Origin of the sequence: Pseudonocardia sp. KRD291 (assembly GCF_019263595.1) — a bacterium.
Taxonomy (GTDB): Bacteria; Actinomycetota; Actinomycetes; order Mycobacteriales; family Pseudonocardiaceae; genus Pseudonocardia.
This window is the reverse complement of the sequence record NZ_JADQDD010000353.1, coordinates 1-5,599: the sequence shown is the minus strand read 5'-3', so window position 1 is coordinate 5,599 and position 5,599 is coordinate 1. Positions and strand designations below refer to the sequence as shown.

The following is a 5,599-nucleotide window of genomic DNA, read 5'->3' as shown; positions in this document are numbered from 1 at the left end:
ACACCGCTTCCGGCCTCGGTCGCGCCGGGGGGCGACACCGCGGTGGAGCCGGTCGAGCTGGACCGGCTGAGCTGGGCCTCACTGCGCTACGCCCCGCTGACGATGTCGTCGCTGGCCGCCGTCGGCGCCCTGGCCGCGGCCGGCTGGAACGTGGTCGACGAGACCGGCGTCGATCCGCGCACCCTGCCGGGCGTCAGCACCGCCGCCGACCGGCTCTCCGCCGCGCCGCTGTGGGCCGCGATCGGGGCCGGGATCGGCGTGCTGCTGGTGGTGCTCGTCGCGGGCGCGCTCGTCCTGTTCGCCGAGCGCTGGTGGAACTTCCGGCTCACCCGCGAGCCGGACGGCACGCTACGGGTCCGCCGCGGCCTGCTCACCCAGCGGTCGCTGTCGGTCTCGGAGAAGCGGCTGCGCGGGGTCGCGGTGTCCGAGCCGTTGCTGGTCCGGCTCCTCGGACGCGGCGCGCAGGCCGGCGCGCTGTCGGTCGGGCTCGGCGGGTCCGAGGGCCGCGACGGCGGCGGAGGCGCGTTGCAGCCGCCGGTGCCGGCCGCGCAGGCGCACCAGGTCGCGGCCGTGGCGATGCGGTCGCCGGTGCCGGTCACCGACGTCGCACTGCGCCGCCACCCCGCCGTCGCACGCACCCGGCGGCTGACCCGCGCCGTCGTCCCGGCGCTGGTGCTCGTGGCCGCGGCATGGGTGCTCGGCGAGGTCTGGGAGCTGGCCTGGCTCGGCCCGGTCTCGCTGGTGACGCTGCCGGTGGCGGTCGTCCTCGGGCTGGACCGCTACCGCTCCCTCGGCAACCGCCTCGACGACCGGTTCCTGGTCGCGCGCCAGGGCTCGCTGGTCCGCGGCACGGTCGCCCTGCAACGCGACGGTGTGATCGGCTGGCGGATCCGGCAGAGCTGGTTCCAGCGCCGCGCCGGGGTGGTCACCCTGGACGCGGTCACCGGCGCCGGGTCGGGCTCCTACCAGATCCTCGACGTCGACCCGGCCACCGCCGTCGACCTCGCCCGCGACACCACGCCCGCCGCACTCGCCGCGTTCGTCCCCGGAGAGACGCACCCCGAACGCCGCTGACGGCGTCGCACTCCGGTCACCGGCGCCGGCGGGTACCGAACAGGCTGCGCGTGATCTCCCGGCCGGCGGCGCTGGCCGCGGACCGCATGAACGACTTGGCCGCCGGCGAGGAGATCATGTCGCTGAACCAGCCCGACCCGCCCTGCTCCTCGGCCGGAGGCGGCGGGGCGTCGGCCGGTGCCGGCGCCTGCTGCCCGCCCTCCGCCTGCTGCCCGTCCTGCGCCTGCTGTTGCGCGGCCATCTTGCCGGTCAGCGTCTCGTAGGCGGACTCGCGGTCGACCGTCTCGCCGTACTTCGCCCAGAGCGGGGACGCCTTCGCCGCCTCGGTCACGGCGTCAGGCCCGATCGCGGCCATCAGCGAGCGGGGGGCGCGCAGCCGGGTCCAGGCCACCGGCGTCGGGGCACCGGTCTCGGACAGCACGGTCACCACCGCCTCACCGGTGCCCAGCGAGGTCAGGGCCTCCTCCAGGTCGTAGACCTTCGAGGTCGGGTAGGTCTTGACCGTCTTCGTCAGCGCCTTCTGGTCGTCCGGGGTGAACGCCCGCAGCGCGTGCTGCACGCGCGCACCGAGCTGGGACAGGACGTTGTTCGGGATGTCGGTCGGCAGCTGGGTGCAGAAGAACACCCCGACGCCCTTGGACCGGATCAGCTTCACGGTCTGCTCGATGCGCTCCAGGAACGCCTTCGACGCGTCGTTGAACAGCAGGTGCGCCTCGTCGAAGAAGAACACCAGCTTCGGCTTGTCCAGGTCGCCGGCCTCGGGCAGCTCCTCGAACAGCTCGGCGAGCAGCCACATCAGGAACGTGGAGAACAGCTTGGGGTTGGCCGACTGCTCGGCCAGCTCCAGCAGCGTGACGACGCCCTTCCCATCGATCACGCGCAGCAGGTCGGCCGGGTCGAACTCCGGCTCGCCGAAGAACGCCTCGCCGCCCTGGGCCTCCAGGTTCACCAGCGCCCGCAGGATCACCCCGGCCGTCGCCGCCGACACCCCGCCGATGCCCTTGAGCTCCGCCTTGCCCTCGTCCGAGGTCAGATGCTGGATGACGGCGCGCAGGTCCTTGGTGTCGAGCAGCGGCAGCCCGCGCTGGTCGGCCCAGTGGAAGATCAGGCCCAGGGTGGACTCCTGGGTGTCGTTGAGGTCGAGGACCTTCGAGAGCAGGATCGGGCCGAACTGGGTCAGCGTCGCCCGGATCGGGGTCGCCGCGCTCTTCTCGCCCAGCGACATGAACTCGACCGGGTACGCCGTCGGGGTCCAGTCGTCACCGGTGTCGGTGGCCCGCTGGTCGACCTTGGGGTTCGGCTCACCGGCCCGGGCCAGCCCGGACAGGTCGCCCTTGACGTCGGCGAGCAGCACCGGCACCCCGGCGTCGGAGAGCTGGCCGGCCAGCCCCTGCAGGGTCTTGGTCTTGCCGGTGCCGGTCGCGCCTGCGACGAGACCGTGCCGGTTCAGCGTCGCGAACGGGATCCGCACCGTCGCGGCCGGATCCACGACGCCGTCGACGAGCACCGTGCCCAGCTCGAGCGCCGCCCCCTCGGTCGCGTACCCGGCGGCAATGTCCTGAGCTGCGGTGTTCTCGGCCACGGTTCGCGAGACTAGGCCATTCCACCGTCCGTGGTCGCGCGGCTCACCCCGTGTCCCCGGCCCGTCTCACCTAGGCTGCGCTGATGACCGACCGGCTGGTGTGGATCGACTGCGAGATGACGGGGCTCGACCTCGAGCGCGACGCCCTGATCGAGATCGCGGCCCTGGTGACCGACGGCGAGCTCAACGTGCTCGGCGAGGGCGTGGACGTCGTGATCGCCTGCGACGAGACCGCGCTCGAGAACATGCCGGAGGTCGTGCGGAACATGCACGCCAAGTCCGGGCTCACCGACGAGGTCCGCGCGGCGACCGTCACGATCGCCCAGGCCGAGAAGATGGTCCTCGACTACCTGCGCCAGCACGTGCCGGATCCGGGTACCGCGCCGCTGGCCGGCAACACGATCGCCACCGACCGGGCGTTCCTCGCCCGGGACATGCCGGAGCTGGACAAGCACCTGCACTACCGGATGGTCGACGTCAGCTCGATCAAGGAGCTCGCGCGGCGATGGTTCCCGCGGATCTTCTACGCGAAGCCGGAGAAGGGCCTCGCGCACCGCGCCCTGTCCGACATCCGGGAGTCGATCCGCGAGCTGGCCTACTACCGGCGCGCCCTGTTCGTGGCCCCGCCCGGGCCGAGCACCGAGCAGGCCCAGGCCGCGGCCGCCGAGGTGGCCGACGTGGCCGCCCCACCTGCGGGCCAGTCCTGAGAGGCACCCCCTCGCATCGCCTCCGGACGGCCGGTTAAGCTTGTCCGGCACGCCGGTCGCGAGGCCGGTAGGCATGGTGGGTGTAGCTCAGTCGGTAGAGCACCTGGTTGTGGTCCAGGGGGCCGCGGGTTCAAGTCCCGTCACTCACCCGGTCGCCACCCCGGTGATCGTCCGGAGAACACTGCATGTTAATGTTCTTCGGGTCGCGATCGCAAGGGTTCTGTTGCGACAGAAGTAGCATTCCTGAATATCTGCGCCGTTAGCTCAATGGCAGAGCAGCTGGCTCTTAACCAGCGGGTTCGGGGTTCGAATCCCTGACGGCGCACAGTTCTCGACTCAGGGGACTCTCCGGTTCGGAGAGTCCCCTGACTCGTTTCCGGCCCCGTTCTCGGTGCGCTCCGGGCTCCGCACGGGTGACGATCGACGCCTCGGGTGCGGGCCGGGCACCGGAGGCGCGACGATGTGCGCCATGACGCGCGCCGACCACCTCACGTTCCTGCGACGGGCGATCCGACGCCCGGACCTGCTGGCCACCCCGTTCGTCACCGGTCCCCGGCTGGCGCGCGACATCGCGCAGGTCATCCCACAGGGCTCGTCCAGCACCGTCGTCGAGCTCGGGGCGGGGACCGGCGCGATGTCGGACCCGATCCGGGCACGCCTGGGACCGGGCTCCCGGCACCTCGCCGTGGAGCTCGACCCGGACCTGGTCGCGCACCTGCGCCGGACCCGGCCCTGGCTCGAGCTCGTCCGGGGCGACGCCCGCGAGTTCACCCGGCTGCTCGACGAGGCCGGGATCGGCACCGTCGACGTCGTCATCTCCTCGCTGCCCTGGGCCCTGTTCCCCGCGGTGCAGCGGCGGGCCCTGCTGCGCGACATCGCCGCCCGGCTGGCACCGGACGGGGCGTTCAGCATGATCACGACCTGGATGGCGCTGCCGAGCCGGGTCGGCGACCTGCGCGGCGCCCTGGGAGAGGTGTTCGACGAGGTCGTCGAGACGGCCACGGTCTGGCTCAACCCGCCGCCGGCCCGGCTGTTCGTCTGTCGCCGCCCGCTCGTACGGACCGACGGGGCCGGCACGTCCAACAACCTCGACGAGTGAGATACTCGCCGACGGAGCTATGATGGCGGCATGCCCGAGCCCGCGCACGCCCCCGGCCGCACCGTCGTCGTGGGCGGCGGGCCGGGTGGCCTGCTGCTCGCCTACCTGCTGGCGCGGGCCGGGCTGCCGGTCACGCTGCTGGAGCGCCACCGGGACTTCGACCGGGACTTCCGCGGCGACTCCCTGCACCCGTGGACCCTCGAGCAGCTCGACCGGCTCGGGCTGGCCGACCGGCTCCTGGAGCTGCCGCACGTGCGGGCGCGCCGGTTCCGGTTCCACACCCCGCGCGGGATCGTCACGACCGCGGACTACGGGCGGGTGCGCTCGCGGTTCGACTACGTCGCGCTGATGCCGCAGGCCCGGTTCCTGGACTTCCTGGCCGCCGAGGCGGCCACGCTGCCCGGTTTCGAGCTGCGCACCGGCGCGGCCGTCAACGGGCTGATCACGGACGGGAGCGGAACCGTCTCCGGCGTCCGCTACCGGGTCGGCACCGACGAGCACGAGCTGGCGGCCGACCTCGTCGTCGCCGCGGACGGGCGGTACTCCCGGGTCCGGCGCCTGGCCGGCATGACGGCCGAGTCGCTGGGCGCCCGGACCGACCTGCTGTGGTTCACGCTCCCGCACCGCGACGGCGACCCGGACGACGCCGACATCGACCTGTACTTCGGCGAGCACCACTACCTCGGACTGATCAGCAGCCCGGGCCGCTGGCAGGTCGGCTACTCGCTGCCCCGGGGCGGGATCGCGGCCGTGCGCGAGGCCGGGCCGGAGCCGATCCGCCGGTTCGTCGCCGAGCAGGTGCCGTGGCTCGCCGACCGGGTCGGGCTGCTCACCGACGTCAACGACACGACGCTGCTGCCGGTCGAGATCTCCCGGGTCCCGCGCTGGCACTCCCCCGGCCTGCTGCTGATCGGCGACGCCGCGCACGTGATCTCCCCGGTCGGCGGCAACGGCATCCTGATGGCCTGCCAGGACGCGGTGGCCGCGGCGAACCGGCTGGTCCCTGCGCTACGCCGGGGCACTCCCGCCCACGACGTGCTGGCCGGGATCCAGGCCGACCGGGAACCGGCGATCCGACGGGTCCAGGCGGGGCAGGTCCGGATCGAGCGCCAGATCGAGAGGGCCCGCGAGCGCGGA

The 5,599-nt window shown here is 73.1% G+C and carries 5 protein-coding genes and 2 tRNA genes; 6 read left to right on the top strand and 1 reads right to left on the bottom strand.

Translation table 11 applies throughout. The features are described 5' to 3' along the window. Positions 1 to 1,074: PH domain-containing protein (locus I4I78_RS29405; RefSeq protein ID WP_218614764.1), on the top strand; the 1,074-nt coding region annotated here is incomplete at its 5' end. A gap of 16 nt (positions 1,075 to 1,090) precedes the next feature. Here the strand turns inward: I4I78_RS29405 and I4I78_RS29400 are convergent. Then, entirely contained in the window at positions 1,091 to 2,656 is a 1,566-nt protein-coding gene (locus I4I78_RS29400; RefSeq protein WP_218614763.1) for a helicase HerA-like domain-containing protein, read from the bottom strand. A gap of 83 nt (positions 2,657 to 2,739) precedes the next feature. On the opposite strand from I4I78_RS29400, the gene orn reads away from it, so the two are divergent. The 5 genes from orn to I4I78_RS29375 all read left to right on the top strand — a co-directional run. After that, positions 2,740 to 3,363 carry an oligoribonuclease gene (gene orn / locus I4I78_RS29395; RefSeq protein ID WP_218614762.1) on the top strand — a complete coding sequence of 208 codons (624 nt, stop codon included), beginning with the start codon at positions 2,740 to 2,742 and terminating at the stop codon, positions 3,361 to 3,363. A 76-nt stretch (positions 3,364 to 3,439) separates the two neighbouring features. Beyond that, positions 3,440 to 3,512 (top strand) — tRNA-His (locus I4I78_RS29390). A 104-nt stretch (positions 3,513 to 3,616) separates the two neighbouring features. Then, positions 3,617 to 3,688: transfer RNA gene (locus I4I78_RS29385), tRNA-Lys, on the top strand. Between the two features lie 144 nt (positions 3,689 to 3,832). Further along, positions 3,833 to 4,462, top strand: a complete 630-nt coding sequence (locus tag I4I78_RS29380) for a class I SAM-dependent methyltransferase (RefSeq protein WP_218614761.1) — start codon at positions 3,833 to 3,835, stop codon at positions 4,460 to 4,462. 30 nt (positions 4,463 to 4,492) lie between these two features. After that, positions 4,493 to 5,599, top strand: a 1,107-nt coding sequence (locus tag I4I78_RS29375) for an FAD-dependent oxidoreductase (RefSeq protein WP_218614760.1), incomplete at its 3' end; no start/stop codon positions are given.